At 53.4% G+C, this 221-nt stretch carries 2 tRNA genes; both read right to left on the reverse strand.

The features are described from left to right. Positions 1-20: 20 nt before the first annotated feature. Positions 21-96: transfer RNA gene (locus tag AAHE99_RS26740), tRNA-Ala, on the reverse strand. A gap of 4 nt (positions 97-100) precedes the next feature. Continuing rightward, a tRNA-Ile gene (locus tag AAHE99_RS26745) sits at positions 101-177 on the reverse strand. Between the last annotated feature and the right edge of the window lie 44 nt (positions 178-221).

The following is a 221-nucleotide window of genomic DNA, read 5'->3' on the forward strand; positions in this document are numbered from 1 at the left end:
GCTTACGTTTGAACAGTAATTGGTGGAGGATGACGGGATCGAACCGACGACCCCCTGCTTGCAAAGCAGGTGCTCTCCCAGCTGAGCTAATCCCCCATTTTGGTAGGGCTGGTTGGGCTCGAACCAACGACCCCCGCGTTATCAACACGGTGCTCTAACCAGCTGAGCTACAGCCCCAACATTGCTGTTCTTTTATACCAACAGCCGATAAGTGTGAACGT

This window comes from Pseudoduganella sp. OTU4001 (assembly GCF_038440195.1).
GTDB lineage: Bacteria > Pseudomonadota > Gammaproteobacteria > Burkholderiales > Burkholderiaceae_D > Rugamonas.